The 23,892-nt window shown below is 76.1% G+C and carries 22 protein-coding genes and 1 pseudogene; 19 read left to right on the top strand and 4 right to left on the bottom strand.

Going from position 1 to position 23,892, the window contains the following annotated elements:
- Nucleotides 1-21 precede the first annotated feature (21 nt).
- On the bottom strand, nucleotides 22-798 hold the full coding sequence (locus tag BLW63_RS15820; RefSeq protein WP_091158274.1) for an enoyl-CoA hydratase-related protein: 777 nt from the start codon (nucleotides 796-798) through the stop codon (nucleotides 22-24).
- A gap of 394 nt (nucleotides 799-1,192) precedes the next feature.
- Between BLW63_RS15820 and BLW63_RS15815 the strand changes: the two genes are divergently transcribed.
- Both BLW63_RS15815 and BLW63_RS15810 read left to right on the top strand, forming a co-directional pair.
- The gene (locus BLW63_RS15815) at nucleotides 1,193-2,839 is read left to right on the top strand and encodes a serine/threonine-protein kinase (RefSeq protein WP_091158271.1); all 1,647 of its coding nucleotides are present in this window, start codon (nucleotides 1,193-1,195) and stop codon (nucleotides 2,837-2,839) included.
- Nucleotides 2,840-2,950: 111 nt separating this feature from the next.
- Nucleotides 2,951-4,336 carry a Stk1 family PASTA domain-containing Ser/Thr kinase gene (locus BLW63_RS15810; RefSeq protein ID WP_244522611.1) on the top strand — a complete coding sequence of 462 codons (1,386 nt, stop codon included), beginning with the start codon at nucleotides 2,951-2,953 and terminating at the stop codon, nucleotides 4,334-4,336.
- Nucleotides 4,337-4,423: 87 nt separating this feature from the next.
- On the opposite strand, the gene BLW63_RS15805 is transcribed toward BLW63_RS15810, so the two are convergent.
- On the bottom strand, nucleotides 4,424-5,110 hold the full coding sequence (locus BLW63_RS15805) for a hypothetical protein (RefSeq protein WP_091158266.1): 687 nt from the start codon (nucleotides 5,108-5,110) through the stop codon (nucleotides 4,424-4,426).
- Between the two features lie 121 nt (nucleotides 5,111-5,231).
- Between BLW63_RS15805 and BLW63_RS15800 the strand changes: the two genes are divergently transcribed.
- The 5 genes and pseudogenes from BLW63_RS15800 (at nucleotide 5,232) to BLW63_RS28015 (ending at nucleotide 7,922) form a co-directional block, all read left to right on the top strand.
- A complete protein-coding gene (locus tag BLW63_RS15800) occupies nucleotides 5,232-6,506 on the top strand; it encodes a competence/damage-inducible protein A (RefSeq protein WP_091158263.1) in 1,275 nt (424 codons plus the stop codon).
- Nucleotides 6,503-6,898 (top strand): SRPBCC family protein, encoded by a 396-nt coding sequence (locus tag BLW63_RS15795; RefSeq protein ID WP_091158260.1) that lies wholly within the window; start codon nucleotides 6,503-6,505, stop codon nucleotides 6,896-6,898. Before BLW63_RS15800 ends, BLW63_RS15795 begins: the two co-directional genes overlap by 4 nt.
- 66 nt (nucleotides 6,899-6,964) lie before the next feature.
- Entirely contained in the window at nucleotides 6,965-7,495 is a 531-nt protein-coding gene (locus BLW63_RS28025) for a tetratricopeptide repeat protein (protein WP_244522610.1), read from the top strand.
- Nucleotides 7,488-7,628 (top strand): annotated as a pseudogene (locus BLW63_RS28775) (hypothetical protein); the annotation flags it as partial. The gene BLW63_RS28025 and the pseudogene BLW63_RS28775, both read left to right, overlap by 8 nt.
- A gap of 24 nt (nucleotides 7,629-7,652) precedes the next feature.
- Nucleotides 7,653-7,922, top strand: coding sequence for a hypothetical protein (locus BLW63_RS28015; protein WP_244522609.1), 270 nt, complete (start codon nucleotides 7,653-7,655; stop codon nucleotides 7,920-7,922).
- Nucleotides 7,923-7,926: 4 nt separating this feature from the next.
- Here BLW63_RS28015 and BLW63_RS15785 read toward each other — a convergent pair whose 3' ends face one another.
- Entirely contained in the window at nucleotides 7,927-8,400 is a 474-nt protein-coding gene (locus BLW63_RS15785; RefSeq protein ID WP_244522622.1) for a GNAT family N-acetyltransferase, read from the bottom strand.
- Nucleotides 8,401-8,566: 166 nt separating this feature from the next.
- Between BLW63_RS15785 and BLW63_RS15780 the strand changes: the two genes are divergently transcribed.
- The 12 genes from BLW63_RS15780 (at nucleotide 8,567) to BLW63_RS15730 (ending at nucleotide 23,011) form a co-directional block, all read left to right on the top strand.
- On the top strand, nucleotides 8,567-9,793 hold the full coding sequence (locus tag BLW63_RS15780; protein WP_091158254.1) for an HNH endonuclease signature motif containing protein: 1,227 nt from the start codon (nucleotides 8,567-8,569) through the stop codon (nucleotides 9,791-9,793).
- A 146-nt stretch (nucleotides 9,794-9,939) separates the two neighbouring features.
- Complete coding sequence (locus BLW63_RS15775) at nucleotides 9,940-11,187, top strand: MFS transporter (RefSeq protein ID WP_211517132.1); 1,248 nt, start codon at nucleotides 9,940-9,942, stop codon at nucleotides 11,185-11,187.
- 110 nt (nucleotides 11,188-11,297) lie between these two features.
- Nucleotides 11,298-11,840 (top strand): hypothetical protein, encoded by a 543-nt coding sequence (locus BLW63_RS28010; protein ID WP_244522608.1) that lies wholly within the window; start codon nucleotides 11,298-11,300, stop codon nucleotides 11,838-11,840.
- Nucleotides 11,837-12,916, top strand: coding sequence for an acyl-CoA dehydrogenase family protein (locus BLW63_RS15770; RefSeq protein ID WP_244522607.1), 1,080 nt, complete (start codon nucleotides 11,837-11,839; stop codon nucleotides 12,914-12,916). The genes BLW63_RS28010 and BLW63_RS15770 overlap by 4 nt, the downstream gene beginning before the upstream one ends.
- A gap of 143 nt (nucleotides 12,917-13,059) precedes the next feature.
- Complete coding sequence (locus BLW63_RS15765; RefSeq protein WP_244522606.1) at nucleotides 13,060-15,135, top strand: putative bifunctional diguanylate cyclase/phosphodiesterase; 2,076 nt, start codon at nucleotides 13,060-13,062, stop codon at nucleotides 15,133-15,135.
- 206 nt (nucleotides 15,136-15,341) lie between these two features.
- Entirely contained in the window at nucleotides 15,342-16,028 is a 687-nt protein-coding gene (locus BLW63_RS15760; protein WP_244522605.1) for an NYN domain-containing protein, read from the top strand.
- Nucleotides 16,029-16,033: 5 nt separating this feature from the next.
- Entirely contained in the window at nucleotides 16,034-17,551 is a 1,518-nt protein-coding gene (locus BLW63_RS15755; protein WP_091158248.1) for a phospholipase D-like domain-containing protein, read from the top strand.
- A gap of 178 nt (nucleotides 17,552-17,729) precedes the next feature.
- On the top strand, nucleotides 17,730-17,966 hold the full coding sequence (locus BLW63_RS15750) for a hypothetical protein (protein WP_091158246.1): 237 nt from the start codon (nucleotides 17,730-17,732) through the stop codon (nucleotides 17,964-17,966).
- 311 nt (nucleotides 17,967-18,277) lie between these two features.
- Nucleotides 18,278-18,910 (top strand): flagellar brake protein, encoded by a 633-nt coding sequence (locus BLW63_RS15745; RefSeq protein WP_091158244.1) that lies wholly within the window; start codon nucleotides 18,278-18,280, stop codon nucleotides 18,908-18,910.
- Between the two features lie 158 nt (nucleotides 18,911-19,068).
- Nucleotides 19,069-19,704, top strand: coding sequence for a flagellar brake protein (locus BLW63_RS15740; RefSeq protein WP_170856800.1), 636 nt, complete (start codon nucleotides 19,069-19,071; stop codon nucleotides 19,702-19,704).
- Between the two features lie 29 nt (nucleotides 19,705-19,733).
- The gene (locus tag BLW63_RS15735) at nucleotides 19,734-21,431 is read left to right on the top strand and encodes a GTPase family protein (protein ID WP_091158239.1); all 1,698 of its coding nucleotides are present in this window, start codon (nucleotides 19,734-19,736) and stop codon (nucleotides 21,429-21,431) included.
- Nucleotides 21,428-23,011, top strand: a complete 1,584-nt coding sequence (locus tag BLW63_RS15730; RefSeq protein ID WP_091158236.1) for a GTPase — start codon at nucleotides 21,428-21,430, stop codon at nucleotides 23,009-23,011. Before BLW63_RS15735 ends, BLW63_RS15730 begins: the two co-directional genes overlap by 4 nt.
- Nucleotides 23,012-23,257: 246 nt before the next feature.
- Here BLW63_RS15730 and BLW63_RS15725 read toward each other — a convergent pair whose 3' ends face one another.
- Nucleotides 23,258-23,749 carry an ATP-binding protein gene (locus BLW63_RS15725; RefSeq protein WP_244522604.1) on the bottom strand — a complete coding sequence of 164 codons (492 nt, stop codon included), beginning with the start codon at nucleotides 23,747-23,749 and terminating at the stop codon, nucleotides 23,258-23,260.
- Nucleotides 23,750-23,892 lie beyond the last annotated feature (143 nt).

The raw sequence follows: 23,892 nt of genomic DNA, 5'->3' as shown, positions 1-23,892 counted from the left end.
GCAGCAGTGCCGGGGATGCGTTCAGTCACCAGTGAACTGCGGGGCGCGCTTCTCCAGGAAGGCCTCGACCGCCTCGCGGTGGTCGGCGGTGCGTCCCAGGTCGGTCTGCAGCCGCGCCTCGAGCGCCAGGGTCTCCTCGAGGCGGTCGGTGGCCGCCGTGGCGAGCACGGTCTTGATCGCCCGGTACGCGGCGGTCGGGCCCGCGGCCAGCCGCGCGGCGAGCGCCAGCGCCTCGGCCGGCACCTGCTCGGCGGGCACGACCCGGTGCACCAGGCCCCACTCGGCGGCCCGCTCCGCCGGGAACGGCTCGGGCAGCAGCAGCAGCTCGGCCGCTCGAGAACCGCCGACACAGTGCACCAGGCGGGCGGCCAGGCCCGAGTCGCTGGACAGCCCGATGCCGGCGAACGCGGTGGTGAACTTGGCGCCCGCGGCAGCCACCCGCAGGTCGCCGGCGAGGGCGATGCCGAGCCCGGCGCCGGCCGCCGCCCCGTTGACCGCCACGACCACCGGCACCCGCAGCGCGGCCAGCGCCAGGACCAGCGGGTTGTACTCGTCCTCGACGACCGACAGCGACGTGGCGGCGTCCCCGCGCAGCGCCTCCACGTGCTGGCCGAGGTCCTGCCCGACGCAGAAGGCCCGGCCGGTGCCGGTGAGCAGCACGGCCCGCACGGAGTCGTCGGCCGCCACCTCGCGGACGACGTCGAGCAGCTCGCGCCGCGACTGGTGGGTCAGCCCCGGCCGCAGCATCGTGATCGTGGCGACCCCGCCGGCGTCCTCGCGGGTCACGGTCTCGGGCATCGTCGCCCCTCCTCGTCGTCGGTCCCCACGCACGGCGAGATCGGCGATCTCGCGCGGCTCTGGGACCGGGAGCGTATGAGATCGGCGATCTCGCCCGGTGTCCGCGGCGACGACTGGTGGCCGCCCGCTGTTCACCGCAGACGCCTCACGGCCACCCGACCGTGGCCGGATCGTGACGGAACAGTCCGGGCGCGGCAGACCCCGGACCTGGGAGGATGGGCGGCGGGCGGACGCGGCGCGGGCCGGAGCGCGCGGCGCCGTCCCCCCGGTGGGCGACACGCCCGGCGTCCTGCGCCGACGTGTAGCCGACAGGGGCGCGGGACATCCAGACCCAGGAGCACCGGCGCTCCCGGGCCGCGGACGACGCTGAGTCACAGGCGAGGAGAGAACCACGGTGGTGGAGCCGGGTCGGCGCAACCTGGGTGAGCGGTACGAGCTCGCCGAGCTGATCGCCGCCGGCGGCATGGGGCAGGTCTGGCGCGGCACCGACGTCCTCCTCGGCCGTCCCGTGGCGGTGAAGGTCCTGCGCAGCGAGTACACCGGCGACCCGACCTTCCGCGCCCGCTTCCGCGCCGAGGCGCAGCACGCCGCCGGGCTCTCCCACCCCAACATCGCGGCCGTCTTCGACTACGGCGAGACCGAGGCCACCGACGGCAGCGGCGAGACGCTGGCCTACCTGGTGATGGAGCTGGTGGAGGGCGAGCCGCTGTCGGCGGTGCTGCAGCGCGAGCGCCGGCTGTCGGCCGCCGTGACGCTGTCGCTGCTGGAGCAGACCGCCTCCGCGCTGGCCGAGGCCCACCGGATCGGGCTGGTGCACCGCGACGTCAAGCCCGGCAACATCCTGGTCCGCGACGACGGCAGCGTGAAGATCACCGACTTCGGCATCGCCTGGTCGGCCGGCAGCGTGCCGCTCACCCGCACCGGCCAGGTGATCGGCACCCCGCAGTACCTGGCCCCGGAGGTCGCCGAGGGCCACCACGCCACCCCGGCCAGCGACGTCTACGCCCTGGGCCTCGTCGGCTACGAGTGCCTGACCGGCCGCCCGGCCTTCGACGGGGACAACGCCGTCACGATCGCACTCAAGCAGGTGCGCGACGACCCCGAGCCGCTGCCCGACGACCTGCCCGGCGACGTCCGCTCGCTGATCCGCCGCTCGCTGGCCAAGGACCCGGCGGCCCGCATGCCCGACGGCGCGGCCTTCGTCGCCGCGGTCGAGGACGTCCGCGCCGGCCGCCCCGTGGCCGAGCCCGCGCCCACCCGCAGTGTCGACGTCCTCGCGGGGCCGCCCGCGGGGGCCGTCGCGGGCACCGCCTCCAGTGCCCGGACCGCCGGTCCGCCACGACCCCGCCGCCGCGGCGTGGCCGTCATCCTGGTGCCGGTGGTGACGCTGCTGCTGGGCGCCGCCGCGGCCGCCGGGGTCTTCGTGGCCGTCTCCGGCGACGAGCAGCCCGGCCCGACCGTCGTCGCCGCGCAGACCGAGGACGCCCGGATCGAGCTGGCCGCCGAGGACTACGTCGGGCGGCAGGTCGACGAGGTGGCGCTCGCGCTGTCCGCACTGGGTCTGCTGGTGCACCGGGTCGATGAGGTCACCGGGGACGTCGCGCCGGGCGTCGTGACCGCCGTCGAACCGGCCGGCGCGCAGCTGCGGCCCGGCGACACGGTGCGGGTCCTGTACGCCGTGGCACCCGAGCCGGCACCACGGCAGCGCGACTCCGCGCCGGCCACCCGGGTGTCCGAGGACACCGGCGACGACGCGGAGCAGCCCCCACGGCAGCCCGAGCCGAAGCCCGAGCCCACCGAGGCGGCTCCGCCGACCGCGACGGTGGAGGAGGAGCTGCCGGCCAGCACCCCGCCGGCCCCGACGTCGACGTCGGGCGCCCCCGAGACGACCGTGGAGCCCGAGCCGACGACCAGCGCGCCGAGTCGGTCCGGGGCCTCGGTGCCGACGACGCCCAGCGGGTCGACGTCCTCCTCCTCGCCGTCGTGGGACGGCGAGGGTGACGGGGACGGCGACCGCGGCCGCGACCGCAGCGACGGCTGACCGACCCCGGACGGGTGACCGTTCCGCTCCCGGGGGTCTACGCGGGCCCCGGGTGGCACGCTGGGGGCCCGCCGGGGGATGGCCGCCGGCGGTGACGCGCGGGAGGCACGGGTGGCTGAGCCGGGGGTGCGCACGCTCGGCGGCCGCTACGCGCTGCACTCGCTGCTCGCGACCGGCGGCATGGGCCAGGTCTGGCGGGCCTCCGACGCCCTGCTGGACCGCTTCGTCGCGGTCAAGGTGCTGCGCAGCGAGTACACCGGCGATCCCACGTTCCTCGCCCGGTTCCGCGCCGAGGCGCAGCACACCGCGCGACTGGTGCACCCGAACATCGCCGCCCTCCACGACTACGGCGAGGTCGTGGCGGCCGACGGGGAGTGCCTCGCCTACCTGGTGATGGAGCTGGTGGAGGGGGAACCGCTGTCGGCGCTGCTGACCCGCTGCGGCCGGCTGGACCCGAACCGGACGCTGGACATCGTCCGGCAGACCGCCGCGGCGCTGGCCGTGGCCCACGCCGCCGGGGTGGTGCACCGCGACGTCAAGCCGGGCAACGTGCTGGTCGGCTGGGACGGCGTCGTCAAGATCACCGACTTCGGGATCGCCTGGTCGGCGTCGAGCGTGCCGCTCACCCGCACCGGCCAGGTGGTCGGCACCGCGCACTACCTGTCACCGGAGCAGGCCGACGGCGGCAAGGCCGGCCCGGCCAGCGACGTCTACGCGCTGGGCGCGATCACCTACGAGTGCCTGGCCGGCCGGCGCGCCTTCGACGGCGAGAGCCCGGTGCAGATCGCGCTGGCGCAGATCCGCGACGAGCCCGAGCCGCTGCCCGATGACGTCCCCGAGGCGATGCGCACCCTCGTCGCCCGCGCCATGGTCAAGGACCCGACCCGGCGCTTCCCGGACGGCGCCGCCTTCCGGGCCGCTGCCGACGCCGTGCGCGCCGGCCGGCCGCTGGCGCCGCTGCCGCCGGCCATCGCCGCGCTGCCGGGCGCGGACCCCCGCCGCCGACGGCTGCTGGTCCCGGTGGCCGCGCTGCTGCTCGGCGTGGGGCTCGGGGTGGGGGCGCTGGAGCTGGTCGGCGGCGGGGACGCCGGGACGCCGGTGCCCGTCGCGCAGGCCGAGGCGCCGACCAAGGCGCCGGTCGCACCGGTCGCGTCGCTGCTGGTCACCGCGGCCGACCACGTCGGCCGGCCGGCCGACGAGGTCGAGGCGGAGCTGGCGGCGCTCGGCCTGCGGGTGCAGCGGGAGTCCGTGGTGCGCGCCGACGCCCCCGCGGGCTCGGTCGTCGAGCTGCGACCGGTGGGGGCGCTGGAGCCGGGCGACCTGGTCACGCTGACGGTCGCGGTGGCCCCGCCGGCACCGGTGGTCCCCGAGCCCGCCCCGGTCCTCGTCGAGGACGACGACGAGTCCGACGAGGGGCCGGGCCGGAGCGACGACGAGGAGCGGGGCAGGGACCGGGCGAAGCCGGACAACTCCGGCAGGGGGAACGGGCGGGGCTGACCCCACCGGCGGCCCGGCCGCGTCCGGTGGTGGCCCGGCGCCGTCCCGCGGCGCCCGCTCGCGGTCCCGCGGCGGCCGGCCGCCGCGTCAGCCCCGGCTGCGGCCGGGGGAGATCCAGAGCGCTGCGCCGAGGGCGGCGAGCGCGGCGGTGAGCACGAAGCCGCGGTCGCTGTCGACGCTCGGCAGCACGACGAGCACCCAGAACACGGCCAGGCCGGTCAGCCCGGCGGCCGCGACCTTCCAGACGGCGTCGGGGTGCTGCCGGGCGGCAGGGACGACGCGGCCGGTGAACGGCAGCGCCCCGACGAGGACGGCGAGGGTCGCGAAGACCGACCACAGCGTGACGGTCGACCACAGCGGCACCTCGCCGAAGCCCAGGCCGAGGCCCAGTTGGAGCAGCAGCAGGGAGAGCGCGGTCAGGCCGGCGCCGGCGCGCACGGCACGCCTCCGCGGCGAGCGGGCGGTGCCGGGGGTGCGGGGAACGCGGGGCGGGCGCGGCGTCCGGGTCCGGCGGGGGCGCCCTCCGGCGGCCAGGGGCGGGGCGAGCGGGGAGCCGGGAGCGTCGGCGGCCGGGGACGGCGTCCCCGCGCCGGGCGGTCCGGGCAGCGAGCCGACGGGGCCGGTCGGCTGGACCCCGCCGGACAGCGGCTCGCCGTCCACCCGCGGGAACTGGTGCGTGCCTGCGGCGGTCGCCCCGGAGGAGGCGAAGGCGATCTGCTGAATGCCCGGGTCGCGCGGCGCGGGTGGCTCGGGGCTGGGACTCGGGTGGGTCACGGTTCCTCCTCGCTCGGGACGCGGGCGCGCGCCGGACCGGTCCGTCCGCACGCTAGTGGCGCGGCGGCCGGGCGCCCGGCAGGAAACGCGGGCGGGCCGAGGTCTCACTAGGGTCGGCCGGGTGGCCGTGAGCGCAGGGATCGTCGTCACCGGGACCGAGGTCCTCACCGGCCGGGTGGGCGACCGCAACGGCCCGTGGGTCGCCGAGCAGCTGCGACAGCTGGGGGTGGACGTCGGCTCGGTGGTCGTCGTCGGCGACCGGCCCGAGGACCTGCGCGCCGCGCTGCGCTTCCTCGCCGGCCGGGACGTCGTCTTCACCACCGGCGGGCTCGGCCCGACCGCCGACGACCTGACCGCGCAGATCGTCGGCGAGGTCCAGGGCCGGCCGTCGTCGGTCGACCCCGGGCTGGAGCGGCAGATCGCCGGCATCGTCGAGGGGCTGATGGACGGTCGCGGCTGGCGGGCCGACCCGGAGGCGACGGCGGCCGGCGTCCGCAAGCAGGCGCTCGTGCCCGAGGGGGCGGCGGTGCTGCCCCCGGTCGGGACGGCGCCGGGCCTCGTCGTCCCCCCGGCCGACGGGCGGGACGGACCCGTGGTCGTCGTCCTGCCGGGGCCGCCGTCGGAGCTGCAGGGGATGTGGCCGGCCGCGCTGGCCGCTGAGGCGGTGCAGCGTGCGCTGGCCGACCGCAGCGAGCTGCGCCAGGAGACGCTGCGGCTGTGGGGGACGCTCGAGTCGCAGCTGGCCGCGACGCTGCGCGAGCACGAGTTCCCCGGCCTGGAGGTCACCACCTGCCTGCGGGACGGCGAGCTGGAGATCGTCACCCGCTACGGCACGGAGGTGCAGCCCGAGTACGACCGGCTGGTCGCGGTGGTGCGCGAGGCGCACGGGCCGCAGCTGTTCTCGACCGGGCCGACGGTCGACGACCTGGTGGCCTCGGCGCTCGCGGACCGCGGGCTGACCGTCGCGACGGCCGAGTCGTGCACCAGCGGACTGCTGGTGGCGCGGCTGACCGAGCGGGCCGGGTCCTCGGCGTGGGTGCTCGGCGGGGTGGCGTCCTACGCCAACTCGGCGAAGGAGGCGCTGGTCGGCGTCCCCCCGGACCTGCTGGCCTCGTACGGCGCGGTGAGCCCGCAGGTCGCCGCGGCGCTGGCCGAGGGGGCGCGGGCGCGGTTCGGCGCGGACGTCGGCGTCGGCATCACGGGGATCGCCGGACCGGGTGGGGGCTCCGCCGAGAAGCCGGTCGGCACGGTGCACCTCTGCGCGGTGGGGCCGTCCTCCGAGGGTCTGTCGCGCTCGGTCGTGCTGCCCGGCTCCCGGTCGGCCGTGCGGCAGCGGTCGGTGAGCCTGGCGATGCAGCTGCTGCGCCAGCTGCTGCTCGGCGGGCCGCCGGCGTGACCACGCTGACGCTGCACGCGACGGGGCCCCTCGGACCGGACGAGGTGTGGGAGCGCTACGCCGTCCCGGCGCGGTGGCCGGACTGGGCGCCGCAGATCACCGGCGTGGAGCTGCCGGTGGCACGGTTGGCGGCCGGCGTGCGGGGACGGGTGCGCGCGCCGCTGGGGGTGACGCTGCCGTTCGTCGTCGACACGCTGGACGAGGCGGCCCGGCGGTGGTCCTGGACGGTGTCGCTCGGGCCGGTGCGGCTGCACCTCCTGCACTGGGTCACCGACGGGCCGGACGGCGGCAGCACCACGGGACTGCGGGTCTTCGGTCCGGCGCCACTGGTGGTCGGCTACGCCCCGCCGGCCCAGCTGGCGATCAGCAGGCTGGTCCGCCCGCTGCGCTGACCCCATAGGGACGACGAGCCGGCGGACCCGTCGGTCGGCGCGGCCCCGGCACGTCATCGTGTCCTCGTGGATGGTCTGGACGCGCGGCTGGCCCGCTCCCTCGGGAGCGGGGACGCCGACGAGCTGTACCACCTGGGCTACGACCTCGCCGAGGCCGGTCGTCTCTCCGGTGCTCGGCGCTGCTTCGAGGAGGCGGCCGCGCAGGGCTCGGCCGTGGCGTCCTTCGGCCTCGGCAACGTGCTGAGAGAGCTCGGCCTCCTCGACGAGGCGCTCGACGCGTTCGCGACCGCGGTCGAGGGCGGGGAGGAGGACGCCCGGCTGAGCCTGGGCCTGGTGTTGCTGGACCTCGAACGCTGGGCAGAGGCGCTGCCGGTACTGAAGACGGCCCTGGCCAACGGGGACGACGGCGCGCAGGCCCCGATCGGCACCGCGCTCCGGGGCTCGGCGACCTGGCAGGTGCGCTGCACGCGTTCCGTGCCGCGGAGGCCGGCGGGGACCTCGAGGGAGCCCTCCAGCTCGCCTTCCTGCTCCGTGAGCTCGGGGATCTGCAGGAGGCCGAGCGCGTCGCCGTCCGCGCCGCCGAGGCCGAATACCTGAGGGCCGTCGGGCTGGTCGCCTGCTGGCGCTGGGACCGGACCCTCGACCCGTCGTCCCTGGAGGGGCGCTGCGCGAGGGCGCCGACCACTACGGCTCCGCGCGTGCCGGCCTCGCCGACCTGCTGCGCACCACCGGCCGGGTGCAGGAGGCCCGGGAGGTGCTCGAGACGGGCGCTGCGCGGGGCGAGGTGGCGAGCTGGCTCCCGCTCGGGAACCTGTACGCAAACGAGTTGGGGGACCCGGACGCTGCGGAGGCCGCCTACCGCAGCGGCATCGCCGCGGGGGACGGCCACAGCCACCACAACCTGGCCGTGCTGCTCCTGGACCGCGGTGACCTGGACCGCGCCGAGTTCCACCTGCGGCTCGGCGCCGCCAGTGGTGACGCACTCGCCGCGGCAGCCCTGCGGCGACTGCTCGAGGAGGACTGACCGGTCACCCCGCGAGCCGCTCGTAGACCAGGACCCGGACGCCGGACGGCGTCACGTCCTCGCGGTGCATGCGGAAGCCGAGCCGGGTGGCCAGCGCCTGGCTCGGTGCGTTGTCGGGGTGAACGACGGCGGTGAGTCGGCGCAGGCCGAGCTCGTCCAACGCGACGTCGAGCCAGGCCCGTGCGGCCTCGGTGGCGAGGCCGCGGCCCTGCGCGTGCCGGGCGATGACGTATCCGAGCTCGACCTCGCCCACTGCGGCCAGGGGTGCAGCCCGGCCCGGCCGAGGAAGGCTCCGGAGGCCCTGTCGACCAGCGCGCTCTAGCCGAAGCCGTGCTCGCGCCAGACGGTCTGGAAGCGGGCCACCTGGGCTGCGGTGCCCTCGGCGTCGAGCGCGGCTCCACCGATGTGGCGGGCGACATCTGGGGTCGGCGTACACCCCGGCCAGTGCCTCGGTGTGCTCAACGCCGAGCGGCGGCATGAGCAGACGCTCGGTCGCCAGGTGCACGCCCGGACGATAGCTGGGGATGGATGCCGCAGAGCTGCTGTCAAGGAGCGCGCCACATCCGTGGACAGGCATCTGAGCTGCGGATTCACGTGGTCGGGAGCTTGCGGATCGGCTACACTTCGAACACCTGATCGATCCGGTGGGAGGTGTCGTGGCCAGGTTGCTGGTGCTGGCGGACGACGACCTGCACGCTCTGGGGGACCGTGCACTGCTCGACCGCACCGCTGAGCTGGTCCGCGAGCGGAATCGGATCGACGCCGAGCTGACCCGCACGATCCGTGTCGCGGATGCGCGGCAGGCATGCGAGCACGACGGGCTGAAGACGATGCCGTCGTGGCTGCGGAACCACTCCCGGCTCTCGGCCGCGGCGGCGGCGGAGCTGGTCCGGTCCGGACGTGCGCTGGCGCACCTGCCGGTACTGGCGGCCGCGTTCGCGGCCGGGGACGTGACCGCCGATCAGGTCGCCGCGATCGCCCCGATCGCGCGTGACGCGCACCGGGTCGCCGCCGCGGAGCAGGGCGTGGACCTGGCCGAGGTCGACGCGGCACTGACGGCGATCGCCGTCCCGCAGCCGCACCGGGTGCTCGGGCAGGCGGTGGACCGTTATCTGGCGATGCTCGATCCAGACGGTCCGGAGCCCGATCCCACCGAAGGGCGGCGGCTGGCCATCATCAAGCACGCCGACGGCAGCATCACCGGCCGGTTCGATCTGGACGCCGTGGGTGGGGAGAAGCTGCAGACGGCGCTGGAGTCGGTGGTGCAGGTCGGCCGGTGCGCCGGGGACGAGCGCACCCGCACCCAGCAGTCGGCCGATGCGCTGGTGCAGCTGTGCGACAACCAGCTGGCCGCCGGCACCCTGCCGATCCTGCGCGGCCACAAGCCGCAGGTCATCGTGAAGATCGCCGTCGAGGACCTGGCTGACCCGGCCACCGGGCCGGGGGCGGCCGGGACCGGGTTCGGCGCGACCATCTCCGCGGCTCGTGCCCGCTGGCTGGCCTGCGACGGGGCTGTCACCCGGATCGTCATGGGCCCGGACGGGATGCCGCTCGACTACGGCCGCACCCTGCGCCTGGTCCCACCCCACGTCCGCCGCGCCGCCGAGGTCCGCGACGCTGGGTGCGTGTTCGCCGGTTGTGGGGCCCCGACGTTCTGGTGCGACGTCCACCACCTGCTGGAGTGGATCAACGGCGGCGAGACGAACCTGGAGAACTCCGCGCTGCTGTGCGAACGGCACCACACCAAGGTCCACCACGGCTTCCGGGTCGAGCGACAACCGGATGGCCGGTGGCGCACCTGGCGACCGGACGGCACCGAGATCCTGACCGGACCGCAGCGGACAGGGGCACCCCTCACCACAGCCGCCTGACCCGACCGACGACTCCGCCGCGGCGCGTTCCACGTGGAACGCGCGGCTGCCGTGCACGCGGATGGGGGTGGGCGCGTAAATGCGAGAGTTGGCCGGACTGGAAATAGGGCGGACGCGATGGGGCGCCATGCCTACAGTCCGTACCCGTGCGGGGGCTGGTCGAGGTCGCGCTGCCCGCCCGGATGGGCACGCCGTTCCGCTGGCTGGTCGGGTCCTCGTGGGTGGGCAACCTCGGCGACGGCATCGCCCTCGCCGCCGGGCCCCTGCTGGTCGCGAGCCAGACCCAGGACCCGCTCCTCGTCGCCCTCGGCGCGCTGCTGCAGCGGCTGCCGTGGCTGCTGTTCGGCCTGCACGCGGGGGTCCTCGCCGACCGGGTCGACCGCCGGCGGCTCGTCATCGCCGTCGACCTCGCCCGCGCCGGCGTCCTCGTCGTCCTCGCGGCCGCGTTGCTGACCGGGAACGTAGGCATCACCGTCGTCCTGACCGCGCTGTTCGTCCTCGGCGTGGCCGAGGTCTTCGTCGACACCGGTACCGGCACGCTGCTGCCGATGGTCGTCGCGCGCGCCGATCTCGGGATCGGCAACGCCCGGCTGACGGCCGGGGCGCTCACCATGGACGAGCTGGCGGGGCCGGCGGTGGGCGCCGCGCTCTTCCTCGCCGGCACCGCCTGGCCGTTCGTCACCCAGGCCGTGCTGGTGGCCCTCGGTGCACTGCTCCTCTCTCGCATGCGGCTGCCGTCGCGCGCGCGTCCGGTCGAGCGCTCGCACGTCCGGCAGGACATCGCGGAGGGTCTGCGCTGGACCTGGGGCAACCCCGCCGTCCGCACGCTGACGCTCGCCATCGTCAGCTTCAACGTCACCTACGGCGCGGCCTGGTCGGTGCTGGTGCTCTACGCCGACCAGCGGCTCGACCTCGGTCCCGTCGGGTTCGGGGTGCTCAGCACGGCCACCGCGGTCGGCGGCATCGCCGGGACGGCGTCCTACGACTGGCTCGAGCGGCACGCCAGCCTGGCCACCCTCATGCGTGTCGGCCTGGTGCTCGAGACCCTCACTCACCTGGCCCTCGCGCTGACCACCACCGCCTGGGTGGCCATGGTCGTCATGGCGGTCTTCGGCGCGCACGCCTTTGTCTGGAGCACGACGTCCCGGACGGTGCGGATGCGGGCCGTCCCGCTCGGCCTGCAGGGGCGCGTCGGCAGCCTGTACGCGATGGGCGTCTTCGGCGGCATCCTGCTCGGCCAGCTCGCCGGGGGCCTGGTCGCCCGGGCCTGGGGCGTGACCGGCCCGTTCTGGTTCGGGTTCGTCGGCTCCGCGCTGGTCCTCGCCCTCATCTGGCGCCAGCTCGCGCACGTCGCGCACGCCGGCGAGGAGGCGGTCCCCGCCCGGGTGTCGTGATCGAGTGGGGCCCGGAGAGTCCCGGGCAGAACGACGAGGGGCTCAGCGCGTCACGGGGACGGCACCTGGACGCGGTGCGGTCCGGAGGACCGCGGTGTCATCTTGCCGCCATGGGCGCCACGCACGAGGTCACCAACCAGGTCCCGCCGCTGGTCGGGCACGACCCGGTCGCCGGCGACGCAGCCCTCGCCGAGGCCTGCGTCCGCCACGCCGACGTCGCCACCCTCGACTCGCTCAAGGCGCTGGGCGCCCTGGCGGGCAGCGAGCAGGCCCAGGAGTGGGGCCGGCTGGCGAACGAGCACCCGCCCTGCCTGCGGACCCACGACCGCTACGGCCACCGGGTCGACGAGGTCGAGTTCCACCCCGCCTGGCACGACCTCCTGCGCACCGCGGTCGAGCACGGCCTGGCAGGGACCCCGTGGAGATCCCCCGAGCCGCACGCGCACGTCCGCCGCGCGGTCGGCTACCTCGGCTGGACGCAGGTCGAGATGGGCCACGGCTGCCCGGTGACCATGACCTACGCCGCCGTCCCCGCGCTGCGCGCCGCCCCGAGCTCGCGGAGCGGTACGAGCCCGGCCTCACCGCGACCGCCTACGAGTTCGGCCTCACCGAGCCGACCGGCAAGCGCGGCCTGGTCGCCGGCATGGGCATGACCGAGAAGCAGGGCGGGTCTGACGTCCGCGCCACCACCACCCGCGCCGTCCCCGCCGCCGACGGCACGTACTCGCTCACCGGCCACAAGTGGTTCACCAGCGCCCCGATGAGCGACCTCTTCCTCGTCCTCGCCCAGCTGCCCGAGGGCGTCACCTGCTTCCTCGTCCCGCGCGTGCTGCCCGACGGCACCCGCAACGTCTTCCGGCTGCAGCGGCTCAAGGACAAGCTCGGCGACCGCGCCAACGCCTCCAGCGAGGTCGAGTTCAAGGGGACGGCGGCCTGGCTGGTCGGCGAGCCCGGTCGCGGCGTCCCGACGATCATCGAGATGGTCAACACGACCCGGCTGGACTGCGTGCTCGGCTCGGCCGCCACCATCCGCGCCGCCCTCACCCAGGCCATCCACCACGCGACGCACCGGCGGGCCTTCGGTGCGCTGCTCGCCGACCAGCCGCTCATGCAGAACGTCCTCGCCGACCTGGCCGTGGAGAGCGAGGCCGCCACCGCGCTCGCGGTCCGGCTGGCCGCCGCCGTCGACGCGGGTGAGTCCGACCTGCTCCGGCTGGCGGGCGCGGCGGCGAAGTTCTGGGTCTGCAAGCGCACCCCGACAGCCGTCGCCGAGGCGCTCGAGGTGCTCGGCGGCAACGGCTACCTCGAGGAGTCGGGCATGCCCCGGCTCTACCGCCAGGCGCCGCTGAACAGCATTTGGGAGGGCTCGGGCAACGTCATCGCGCTCGACGTCCTCCGCGCGATGGGCCGCTCCTCGGCGTCCCTGGCCGCCGTCCGGGCCGAGATCGACCTCGCCCGCGGCGCCGACCCGCGGCTCGACGCCGCCGTCGGCCGGCTGACCGCCGAGCTCGCCGACCCCGAGCAGCTCCCCGTGCGCGCCCGCCGCATCGCCGGCCTGCTGGCCCTGTGCCTGCAGGCCTCGCTGCTGCTGCGGCACGCCCCCGCGTCCGTCGCCGACACCTTCTGCGCGACCCGGCTGGCCGGGGACTGGGGCGCGGTGCTCGGCACCCTGCCGGGCGGGACGCCGGTGCGCGCGCTCGTCGAGCGGGCGAGGGTCTCCCCTGCCTGAATTGCATCCGTGTGGTTACCCTCGGTCGTACGTCGGGCACCCGGCGCCGCCGGAAGGGGACGGCGGTGGGGTGCGGTCCCCGCCACGGGGACCTGACGTGAGCCGCAGGGGGAGAGAGAGCGGGCAGGGTGCACCGACACGTTGTGGCAGGGCAGGTCGCGCCGGCCGACCCCTTCTCCGCGGTCACCGACGCCGTCTACCGGATCGACCGCCGGTGGCGGTTCACCTACCTGAACGCCGCCGCCGAGCAGGCGCTGGGGTGCCGCGCCGACGAGATCATCGGCCGCCACGCGTTCGAGTGCTTCCCCGAGACGCTCGGCTCGGTCCTCGAGCAGCAGTACCGGGCCGTGCTCGCCGACGGCAGCCCCCGCGCGTTCGAGTACTTCTCCGAGCCCCACGGCCGCTGGTACGAGATCCGCGCCTTCGCCGACGCGGAGGGTCTCACGGCCTTCCTCCGCGACGTCGACGAGCGGCGGCGCAGAGAGCGGCAGCAGTCCGCCGAGCTGCGGCAGCTGACCGCCGTCCTCGACGCCCTGCCGTCGGCGACGGTGCTGCTCGACGTGGCCGGCCGGATCGAGATGGTCAATCGGGCGTGGCAGCTCAACGGAGCGGCGCTGGAGCGCAGCGGGCAGGCGGCCACGGGCGTCGGTGAGGACTACCTGGCGGCGATGGCCCGCTACCTCGACAGGGGCCACCACGGGTCGATCGCCGCCGGCCTGCGCCGCCTGCGGGACGCCGTCGCGGCCACCACCTTCACGCACGACTACCCGCAGCAGCACGACCCGGACGGCACCTGGTACCGGCTGCAGGCCGCCCGGGTGGCCGCCTCGGACCGGCTGATCGTCACGCACACCGACATCACCGAACGGGTCCGCGACCAGGAGGCGCTGGCCTGGCAGGCGAGCCACGACGACCTCACCGGACTGCCGAACCGGGCCCGGTTGCTGCAGCTGGTCGGCGAGGCGCTGGCGGACGGCAGGGGCCGGGCGGCGCTGCTCTTCCTCGACCTCGACGGGTTCAAGACCGTCAACGACTCCCTCGGCCACGAGGTCGGGGACGAGCTGCTGCGGCAGGTCGGGAGCCGGCTCGTCGAGCAGGTCCGGCCGGGGGACGCCGTGGGGCGGCTGGGCGCCGACCAGTTCCTCGTCCTCGCCCGGGACTGCGACACCGCCGAGGCCGCGGCCCTGGCCTTCCGGCTGCAGGACTCCTTCTCCCGGCCCTTCCAGGCCGAGGGCATCTCGGTGCCGCTGTCGGCCAGCATCGGCGTCGCCGCCGCGACGCCGGGCGCCGACCGGGCGCACCAGCTGCTCAGCGACGCCGACACCGCCGTCTTCGCCGCGAAGGGCGCCGGTCGGGACCGCGTCCACGTCTTCTCGCCGGGGCTGCGCGAGGCGGCGCGGTGGCGGCTGGAGGTGGCCAACCGGCTGCGGGACGGCGCCGTCGACGAGTTCGTCGTCCACTACCAGCCGCTGGTCCGCGTGGACACCGGAGAGATCGAGGGCGTCGAGGCGCTGCTGCGCTGGCAGCACCCCGAGCGCGGACTGCTCACCCCCGACGCCTTCCTCTCCGTCGCCGAGGAGACCGGCCAGCTCATCCCGATCACCCGGTGGCTGCTCGGGGAGACCACCCGGCAGGCCGCCGAATGGGCCGAGCAGGGGCTGCCGCTGCGGATGTCGGTCAACATCAGCGCCCGGCACTTCTCCGCCGAGACGCTGGTGCGCGACGTGCGGGTGGCGCTGCACGACTCGGGGCTCGCCCCGGAGAACCTGGTGCTCGAGCTGACCGAGACCAGCGTCGCCGAGGACCCCACCCGCGCCGAGGACCAGCTCGCCGTGCTCCGCAACGTGGGGGTGCGGGTGGCGATCGACGACTTCGGGACCGGCTGGTCCTCGCTCGCCCAGCTGCTGGCGCTGCCGATCGGCACGCTCAAGATCGACCGCTCCCTGCTCGCCGCCGCGGCCCGGCTGGCCGCCGGCGGCACCGGGCCGGTGCTGGCCGCGATCGTCTCGCTGGCCCGCACGCTCGGGATCCGCTCGGTCGCCGAGGGCGTGGAGACCGCCGAGCACCTGCAGATGGTCCGCGACGCCGGCTGCGACCTCGCCCAGGGCTACCTGTTCGCCCAGCCGATGCCGGCCTGCGACGTGATGCGGTGGGCATCCCGGGTGCGGGCGGCGGGTGGTGACTCGTGCGCCTTCGCGCTGCAGAGCCGCGGTCGCTGAACGCCCCGGCCCCGGCCCGCAGGCTGCGCCGCCGCACGCCGCGACGGGCCGCGTCCCCGGCCGGTCCGCCACGCGCCGCAGGTGCGCCGTCCCCCGTTCCGGCCCCGGCCGGGCAGACTGCCCTACCGGGACCGGGCTGGCGAGGTCCCGCACGAAGACAGCACCGCCGTCGGGCACGTGTGCGACGAGCGCAGCGAGGAGGGCACGTGACCGACCTGGACGCCGCCGCGGGGACTGCCGGCGCCGACGTGCTCGACGGGCGGGCACGCCCGGCGCTGGATCTGCTGATCTGGGACGCGCCGAACATCGACATGACCCTCTCGACGGTGATCGGCGCCCGGCCCACCGCGGCCTCCCGCCCCCGTTTCGACGCGATCGCCGCCTGGTTCGTGGAGGCGGCGGGCGACCCCGGCGCACCGGACGCCCCGGAGGTCGAGGCCTGCGTCTTCGCCAACATCCCGCCCGTGGTGGGCACGCTGCAGCGCTGGGTGGAGGCGCTGCGCAGCTTCGGCTTCGCCGTCTTCGCCCGTCCCAAGCAGCAGCCCGACGACGACATCGACCAGGCGATGCTCGACCACATCGAGGTCCGGCAGCACAGCCACCGGCTGCGCCGGCTGGTCGTCTTCTCCGGCGACGGCCGCAACTTCGCCGAGCCGCTGGAGGAGCTGGCCCGCGCCGGCACCCAGGTCACCGTGGTCGCCTTCAGCGAGGTCGCCGGCTACGCCATCGGCTCGGACCTGCTCGAGTTCATCGACATCGAGGACGTGCCCGGCGCCTTCGCCGTCCCGCTGGACCGGGTCCGCCTGGACGCGCTGCCGCCGGACGGCGCCTGGCTGCGGCCCACCCGCAGCCTGCGGGACTTCGTCAGCTCCTACGTCCGCCGCAACGGCTGACCGGGGTGGCCGACGGAGGCGCCGGGCCGGTCGCCACCGAGGACCTGCTGGTCCCCGGGGAGACCTGCTGGCGGATCGAACGGGCCGAGCGGCACGCGGTCTTCGTGGACGCCGCCGACTACTTCGCCGCGCTGCGCGGCGCGGTGCTGCGGGCGCAGCGCCGGGTGCTGTTCATCGGCTGGGACTTCGACCCGCGGATCCGGATGGACCCCCGCGGTGCCGGACGGCACCGCCGCGGGCGACGACGGCCGGACAAGCTGGGGCGGGTGCTGGAGGAGGCGGTCCGCACCAACCCGCAGCTGGAGATCGGCGTCCTGGTCTGGGACTACGGCGTCATCGGCGCGCTCGGCCGCGGCCTGGTGCCGGTCGTGCTGCTCGACCGGCGCACCCCCGACCGGCTGCGGATGACGGTCGACACGCACCACCCGGTCGGCGGGGCCCACCACCAGAAGATCGTGGTGGTCGACGACTGCCTGGCCTTCGCCGGCGGCATCGACGTCACCGCCGACCGCTGGGACACCTCCGAGCACCTCGACCGCCACCCGCTGCGCCGCCGTCCCTCGTCGCACCAGCTCACCGGCCCGTGGCACGACGTGACCAGCCTGGTCTCCGGCCCGGCCGCCCGGGCGATCGGCGACCTGGCGCGGGAGCGGTGGGAGAGCGGCACGGGACGGTCGCTGGAGCCGGTCGAGGACGTCGAGGCCTGCTGGCCGCCGGGCGTCGAGCCGCTGCTCACCGACGTGGACGTCGCCGTTTCCCGCACCCGGCCCGAGCACGGCGGCACCAGCCTGGTGCACGAGATCGAGCTGCTGTGGCTGGCCGTCATCGCCGGGGCCCGGCGCAGCGTCTACATCGAGAGCCAGTACTTCGCCAACCGCCGGATCGCCGAGGCCATCGCCCAGCGGCTGCGCGAGCCCGACGGCCCCGACGTCGTCGTCGTCAACCCCGAGAGCGCCGAGGGGTGGCTGCAGGAGAAGGCGATGGGCACCGCCCGCGCCAAGCTGCTCGCCCTGGTGCGGGAGGCCGACGTCCACGGCCGGTTCCAGCTCTACGTGCCGGTGACCGAGGGGCGGCGGCCGATCTACGTGCACGCCAAGGTCGCGGTGGTCGACGACCGGTTCCTGCGGATCGGGTCCTCCAACCTGAACAACCGGTCGATGGGGCTGGACACCGAGTGCGACGTCTCCATCGAGGTGCGCCCCGGCGACCCGCGCGCGGCCGAGAAGAGCGCCGCGGTCACCGGCCTTCGCGACCGGCTGCTGGGCGAGCACCTCGGCGTGCCACCGTCCGCGGTCGCCGAGGCGCTGGTGGCCTGCGGCGGGTCGCTGCTGCGGGCGGTGGAGAGCCTGCGCCGTCCGGTGGGCCGCTCACTGGTGCCCTTCACCCCGCCGGACCTCAACCCGGTGGAGCAGGCCCTGGCCGACACCGAGCTGCTCGACGCCGAGCGGACGCCCAACCGGTGGCAGCGGGTGCGCCGCAGCTTCCGGCCGCGGCTGCGCGGCTCGCTGACCCGCCGCCGCTGACCCGCCGTGGTCCCGCCGCCGCGGCCCGCTCGTCGGGTGCGCCGAACTCGTGGCCATCGGACGCTGATCACCACGAGGTCGTCTCCCTCGACGAGGCGCCGGGCGGGCCCGCCGGTGTCCCGTGGCCCGCGCCGGGGAACGGGGAACGGGGAGGGGACCACACCCGCGAGGAGGGGTCATGGCGGTCTGCGAGGTCTGCGGCAATGACTACGAGCTGAGCTTCGAGGTGGTCGCCCAGGGGGCGCGGCACACCTTCGACAGCTTCGAGTGCGCGATCCACCGGATGGCGCCGATCTGCGAGCACTGCGGCGTCAAGGTCGTCGGCCATGGCGTCGTCGTCGAGGGGCACTTCTACTGCTGCGCCCACTGCGCCCGGCAGGAGCACGGGGACGCCCCGGTCCGCGACTCGGCCTGACGACAGCCGCGGGAGCATCGCAGCGAGCTCTGCGAGCGAGGAGCGGACCGCGGCGCGGAGTCGGGCCCGTGAGCAAGGCCTGACGACAGCCGCGGGAGCATCGCAGCGAGCTGTGCGAGCGAGGAGCGGACCGCGGCGTGGAGTCAGGCCGGTCCGATCCGCGTAGGCAGCACCGGGGCGAGGACCGGGCCCGTCGTCGGACGGCACGCCGGTGCAGCGGTCCTCCGCCGTGGGCGGGACGGACGGCGGGTTACCGTTCCGCCGCACGGGTTCTGTGACCGCCCGTCGCGACACGTGAACGGAGGGACACCATGACTACGCCCGGAGTCGACCATCCGCACCGGGACGGTGAGGTGGAGGTGATGTTGCCCGAGCACCGGGTGTCCGTGAGCGCCAGGGTCGAGGTCGCCGACGCGGCCACGGTGGTCCTCCGCCCGTCGGTCGGTGACTTCCCCGGACAGCAGGTCGTCCGCGTCGGCGAGGAGGTGCGGCTCGTCTGGCACGACGCGCTCGACGTCCGGATGCTGACGGCCGAGGTGACCACGGTGGGGCGCGGCGCCGTGCCGCGCTGGCACCTGGACGTCACTGCACCCGCCGAGCCGGTCCAGCGCCGGGAGGCCGTCCGCGGCCGCCTCGTGCTGCCGCTCACCGTGACCGTCGACGGCGTCGAGCTCCAGGGTGACGTCCTCGACCTCAGCGAGACCGGCATCCGCGTCGTCGTCGACGCCTACGGCCCACCCCCGTCGCCGGGCGCCACGGTCGCCGTCGTGCTGCAGCTCGAGGACGACGCGCTGGTCACCCCGGCCGAGGTGGTCTGGTACCAGGTGCGGGGTGGTCGATGGACGCTGTCCCTGCGCTTCACCGCCCTGCCGGAGAAGGAGCAGGACCGGCTGCGCCGCCGCGTGTTCCGGGCGATGCGCGAGGACCGGGCCCGCGCGATCTGAGCCCGTCACCCCTCGGGGGAACGAGGGTCCGCGGTTCCGCTAAACCCCGACGCCTCCCCGGCCGATCCCAGGACCGTCGTGCATCCCCGGGGTCGTGCGGCCGGAACACCTCCGGCCGCAGTCCGCCCGGGGCGGTGGACTCGATCGGGGAGACGAAGATGAGCGTTGCCGGGGTGGACTGGCCCGAGCCGGGCTGTGCAGCCGAGGTCATCCCGCTGGCCCGCGGTGTCGCGCTGCCCAGTTCCGTGGAGGTCTCGGACGGGACCGACCTGCGGGTCCGGCTCGTGCTCGCCGAGTACGCCGAGCAGCTCAAGGTCGAGCCGGGGCACCGCGTCGAGGTCCTGTGGGGTGGCCCGACGGGCGGGCGGTCGCTCCCGGCGGAGGTGACCGAGGTCCGGTCCGACCCGGAGCTGCGCTGGAGCCTGCAGATCACGGGGCCGGCCGAGGCCAGCCAGCGACGTCAGTCGGTGCGTGCCCGCGTCGAGGTCCCGGTCGTGGCCCGGTGCGGATCGGTGCTCATCACCGGTGAGACCGTGGACCTCAGCGAGGCCGGCGCCCGTGCCTGGTTCGACGGCTGGGGTCTGCAGCCGCCGCCGGGCACCCCCATCGACGCGACCCTGGAGCTCGGGGACGGCGCCTTCACCGCGGCCGGTGAGGTGGTGCGCGTGGAACCCCGGGGACCGCGCTGGCTGATCTCCGTGAAGTTCCCGGAGCTGACCGAGCAGGAGCAGGACCGGCTGCGGCGGCGGGTCTTCGAGGCGCTGCGGCTCGAGCGCCTCCGCCAGGCCGACTAGGAACTGCCCCGGCGGGATAGTCCCGGGGCGTGACCGCGCCCGCTCGCCTGCCCGAGGCCCTGACGTCCCTGAGGGACGTCGTCGCGGCCGCGCCGCTCGGCCTGACCACGCCCGGTGGCGAGGCCGCCCGCCGCGCGGCCCGCGGGGTGGTCGAGCAGGTGGACGACTACCTGCTGCCGCGGCTCCGCGACCTGGACGCCCCGCTGCTCACCGTCGTCGGCGGCTCCACCGGGGCGGGCAAGTCCACGCTGGTCAACAGCATCATCGGCGCACCGGTGACCACCGCGGGCGTGCTGCGGCCGACCACCCGGGCGCCGGTGCTGGTCTGCGCCCGCGCCGACGTCGCCGCCTTCGAGGGCGAGCGGGTGCTGCCGGGCCTGGCCCGGGTCACCGGCGGGGCCGGCGGCCCCGGCACGCTGCAGCTGGTGCCGCGGGACGACGTCCCGCCCGGCCTCGCGCTGCTCGACGCGCCGGACGTCGACTCGGTCGTGGAGTCCAACCGCGAGCTGGCCGCGCAGCTGCTTGCCGCCGCCGACCTGTGGGTCTTCGTCACCACCGCGGCCCGCTACGCGGACGCCGTCCCTTGGGACGTGCTGCGGACGGCGCAGGAGCGGGGCACCGCGCTGGCCGTCGTCCTGGACCGGGTGCCCCCGGGCGCCGCCGACGAGATCGCCCCCGACCTCGCCGGCATGCTGGACCGGGCCGGGCTGACCGGGGTGCGGCTGTTCGTCGTCGAGGAGCGGCCGCTGGTCGACGGCTTCCTCACCGAGGACCAGGTCGCCCCGCTGCGCGGCTGGCTGCACGCGCTCGCCGCCGACCAGGAGCAGCGCGCCGCCGTCGTCCGGCAGACCCTCACCGGCGCCCTGGCCAGCCTGGAGGACCGGGTGGCGGGCATCGCCGCCGAGGTCGAGCAGCAGGCGCGGGCCGCCGGCGCGCTGCGGGAGGCGGCCGCCGCGTCCTACACCGCCGCCTACGAGGGCATCGAGGAGGGCGTGCGCAGCGGCAGCCTGCTGCGCGGCGAGGTGCTGGCCCGCTGGCAGGAATTCGTGGGCACCGGCGAGTGGATGCGGTCGCTGCAGAGCTCGATCGGGCGGCTGCGCGACCGCGTGGCTGCCGCGGTCACCGGCCGCCCCACGCCCGCCGACGAGCTGCAGGGCGCACTGGAGACCAGCGTGGAGACGCTGCTGCGCGCCGAGGCCGACCGCGCGGCCGAGCGCACCGTCACCGCGTGGCGGGCGCTGCCCGGCGGGCCGCCACTGCTGGCCGCGGGGGACGAGCCGCTGGACCGGGTGTCGCCCGACTTCCCCGAGGCCGCCGCGGCGCAGGTCCGCGACTGGCAGGGCTACGTGCTGGACCTCGTCCGCGAGGAGGGCGCAGGAAAGCGCACCCAGGCCCGGGTGCTCTCGTGGGGGGTCAACGGCGCCGGCGCCGCGGTCATGGTCGCCGTCTTCGCGCACACCGGCGGGCTCACCGGCGGGGAGGTGGCCGTCGCCGGCGGGACGACGGCGCTGGGGCAGCGGCTGCTGGAGGCGGTGTTCGGCGACGCCGCCGTCCGCTCGCTGGCCGCCCGCGCCCGGGAGGACCTGCAGGCCCGCGCCGACGCGCTGCTGCGCTACGAGCAGGACCGGTTCGACGCGCTGGTCGACGCCGCCGGCCCGGGGCCCGAGGCCGCCGCGGACCTGCGCGCCGCCGCCACCGCGCTGACCGCGGCGCGAGACCGGGCATGAGGGGACGGACGCCGCCGCTGGCCGACCGGCTGGGGGCGCTGCGCGAGGCGGTCGAGGTCTCGGACGGCCGCCTCGAGGTACCCGAGCTCGCCGCGGCCCGGACGCTGCTGGCCAAGGCCGGCGCCCGCGAGGCGCTCGGCGACGCCACCGTCGTGGCCCTGGCCGGGGCCACCGGGAGCGGCAAGTCCACGCTGTTCAACGCGCTGTCGGGGGCCGAGGTGAGCACGCCGGGCATCCGCCGTCCGACGACCGGCGTCGCGCACGCCACCGTGTGGGGGGAGCCGCAGGACCGGCTGCTCGACTGGCTGCAGGTGCCGCGCCGGCACCGGCACGCGCCCGAGCCGGCGCTCGACGGCCTGGTGCTGCTCGACCTGCCCGACCACGACAGCGTGCGGCTCGAGCACCGGCTGGAGGTCGACCGGCTGGTGCAGCTGGTCGACGTGCTGGTGTGGGTGCTCGACCCGGAGAAGTACGCCGACGCCGCCGTCCACGAGCGCTACCTGGTGCCGCTCGCCGGGCACGCGGGGGTGCTGCTCGTCGTCCTCAACCAGATCGACCGGCTCGACGCCGCGGCCGCGCGGGCCTGCCTGACCGACCTGCGCGGGCTGCTCGACCGGGAGGGACTCGCGGACACGCCGCTGCTGGCCGTCTCCGCGCGCGCCGGTACCGGCGTCGGGGAGCTGCGCGCCGACCTGGCCCGGCGGGTGACGGCCCGGCGGGCGGCGACCGACCGGCTCGCCGCCGACGTCCGCGGGGTCGCGACGGCGCTGGCGGCGCACTGCGGTGGCGACGCCGGGGGCGGCGTGGGCCGTGCCGAGCGCGAGCAGCTCACCGACGCGCTGGCCGAGGCCGCCGGGGTGCCGGCGGTCACCGCCGCCGTCGAGCGGTCCGTGCGCCGCAGCGGGACGGCGGCCACCGGCTGGCCCCTGGTGCGCTGGACCCGGAAGCTGCGCCCCGACCCGCTCGACCGGCTGCACCTCGGGCAGGGCGAGGGCGAGGTGGTGGCCCGGACGTCGCTGCCGGCCGCGGGGGCGGTGCAGCGGGCCGGGGTGACCCGTGCGGTGCGTGCCGCGCGGGAGGCGGCCGGGAAGGGGCTGCCTCAGGCGTGGCGCGACGAGCTGCGGCGGACCGTCGAGGTGTCGGAGGAGCTGCTGGCCGACCGGCTCGACCGGGCCGTCGCGGGCACCGACCTCGGCCCGCAGCGCACCCCGCTGTGGCAGCGGGGGGTCGGTGGGTTGCAGTGGCTGCTCGCGCTGGTCGCGCTCGCGGGCGCGCTCTGGCTGCTGGCGCTGGTCGTGCTCGGGTTCTTCCAGCTCGACGACGTCGTCCCGCTGCCCCGGGTGGAGGGCCTGCCGCTGCCCACGCTGCTGCTGGTCGGCGGGCTGCTGGCGGGGGCGCTGCTAGCGCTGGTCGCCCGGCCACTGGTCGGGGTGCGGGCGAGGCGGCGGGCGCGGCGGGCCGAGCAGCGGCTGTACGCGGCGGTCGACGTCGTCGGGCAGGAGGAGGTGCTCGCCCCGATGGCCGAGGTCCGCGAGGACCACGCCCGCTACTGCGCCGCCGTGACCCGCGCCAGGAAGTAGCGGGGCGGAGATCGAGGGGTGAATAGGCGGTCGGGGACCGCTCGTGGCCACGGTGGATCGGTCGCGGGGCCCGGAGGGTCCCCCGACCGGGACACGGGCAGCGGCTCAGCGTCAGCCGGGGACGGCACCTGGCCGCGGCGTGGCCCCGTCCAGAGGCTCCGGCCCCGTCTCGGGTCCCGCCGCGAGCTTGCGAGGGGTGGGAAGGACGGGGTCCTTCTCCGAGGGGTGAGGAGGACGGGTTCTTCTTCAGTCGCGGGACTGCTCCCCGGCCCGCGGCTCGGGCACGTGGCCGGTCTCCAGCGGCGCGAGCCCGTTGGGCAGCATCGCCCAGACGTGCTTGCGACCCGGCCGGCTCTCCCAGCCGTAGTCGTTGGACAGCTGGGCCACCAGGTGCAGCCCCATGCCACCGAGCGCCGGGTCGCGGTCGACGGCGGGGACGGGCGGCCGCTCGGGGGCCTCGTCGCTGAGGTCGAGCAGCCAGCCGTCGGTGCCGGCGACCACCAGCGCGCGCACCGCACCCCCGCCGTGCCGGAGCGCGTTGGACGCCAGCTCCTCGAAGACCAGCAGCAGCCCGTCGCGCGCGTCGTCGGTGGAGGTCGAGCAGACCGACGGGTGGGCGATCCGGGCCCGGAGGTCGGCCCGGACGCGGGAGACGACGTGCATCGCCTCGAGCTGCCAGTGCCACACGTCGCCCGCGAGGGACGGCACGGGTGCGTGCGGCCACGGCTCCTGGCCCAAGGCAACCTCCTCCGCCGTCGCTGGGCGACCGGACCGGAGTGCCCCCACCCCGACCCGCTCCTCCATCCTGACCGAAAGGCCCGTTTCCTGCAGCGGCGACCCCCCGGAGGTCGTTCCGGGCTCCCGGCCGCGCGGGTGGGGCA

It is taken from the genome of Geodermatophilus africanus (assembly GCF_900107105.1).
Classification (GTDB): Bacteria; Actinomycetota; Actinomycetes; order Mycobacteriales; family Geodermatophilaceae; genus Geodermatophilus; species Geodermatophilus africanus.
Note: the sequence above shows the minus strand (reverse complement) of the source record. Positions and strands in the feature narration are given on the sequence as shown.

Bases quoted from the DNA above. Each gene is read 5' to 3' on its own strand.
- BLW63_RS15750 (WP_091158246.1), top strand. From the start codon at position 17,730: ATGGCGGTCTGCGAGGTCTGCGGCAATGACTACGAGCTGAGCTTCGAG.
- BLW63_RS15745 (WP_091158244.1), top strand. From the start codon at position 18,278: ATGACTACGCCCGGAGTCGACCATCCGCACCGGGACGGTGAGGTGGAG.
- BLW63_RS15730 (WP_091158236.1), top strand. From the start codon at position 21,428: ATGAGGGGACGGACGCCGCCGCTGGCCGACCGGCTGGGGGCGCTGCGC.
- BLW63_RS15785 (WP_244522622.1), bottom strand. From the start codon at position 8,400: ATGCCGCCGCTCGGCGTTGAGCACACCGAGGCACTGGCCGGGGTGTAC.
- BLW63_RS15770 (WP_244522607.1), top strand. From the start codon at position 11,837: ATGACCGAGAAGCAGGGCGGGTCTGACGTCCGCGCCACCACCACCCGC.
- BLW63_RS15740 (WP_170856800.1), top strand. From the start codon at position 19,069: ATGAGCGTTGCCGGGGTGGACTGGCCCGAGCCGGGCTGTGCAGCCGAG.
- BLW63_RS28010 (WP_244522608.1), top strand. From the start codon at position 11,298: ATGGGCGCCACGCACGAGGTCACCAACCAGGTCCCGCCGCTGGTCGGG.
- BLW63_RS15820 (WP_091158274.1), bottom strand. From the start codon at position 798: ATGCCCGAGACCGTGACCCGCGAGGACGCCGGCGGGGTCGCCACGATC.